The organism is Paraburkholderia sp. BCC1876, from assembly GCF_902833695.1.
Classification (GTDB): domain Bacteria; phylum Pseudomonadota; class Gammaproteobacteria; order Burkholderiales; family Burkholderiaceae; genus Paraburkholderia.
The window spans coordinates 1-426 of the sequence record NZ_CADFGI010000111.1 but is presented as its reverse complement, the minus strand read 5'-3'; the positions used below and the strand labels follow the sequence as shown (position 1 = coordinate 426).

Sequence of the window (426 nt, the reverse complement as noted above, 5' to 3'; positions counted from 1 at the left end):
GCAGCCCTTGCAGACATCGTCGAACAGGGTCGAGCAGACGCCGATGCAGGGGCTGTCGGGCTTGTCGTGAAGATTGGAACTCATGATGCGTCGTTGGGTCCGGGCTGGTGCGGCAGTGCGTAATGGTAAAGCATCAGCGCGCGATGCTCACGCCCACCCGCGCGATCCAGTGCTGGCGCTGGTTGTAGTCGAGCAGGTCCTCGCCGTAACCGTTGAAATAGCCGATCCAGACATAACCACCCCAGGCATTGCCGAACAGCTTGGCGAGCGGGTAGGAGAGTTGGGTGTCGACGCTGCCGTACCAGTGGTGGGTGCCCTTGCGCAGCGTGGTAGACAGTTGCCAGCCGTCGGGGCTGCCGTACTTGACGACCAGGTCCATGTAGCCGCGGTAGTCGGCGATATCGCGGTTGTCGCTGATGCCCAGGT

General features: G+C 62.4%; 1 protein-coding gene and 1 pseudogene. Both read right to left on the bottom strand.

The window, feature by feature from the left end:
• Positions 1–84 (bottom strand): annotated as a pseudogene (locus tag HWY05_RS38040) (DUF1289 domain-containing protein); the annotation flags it as partial.
• 49 nt (positions 85–133) lie between these two features.
• The coding region (locus tag HWY05_RS38035; RefSeq protein ID WP_176061516.1) for a phospholipase A at positions 134–426 on the bottom strand (293 nt) is incomplete at its 5' end.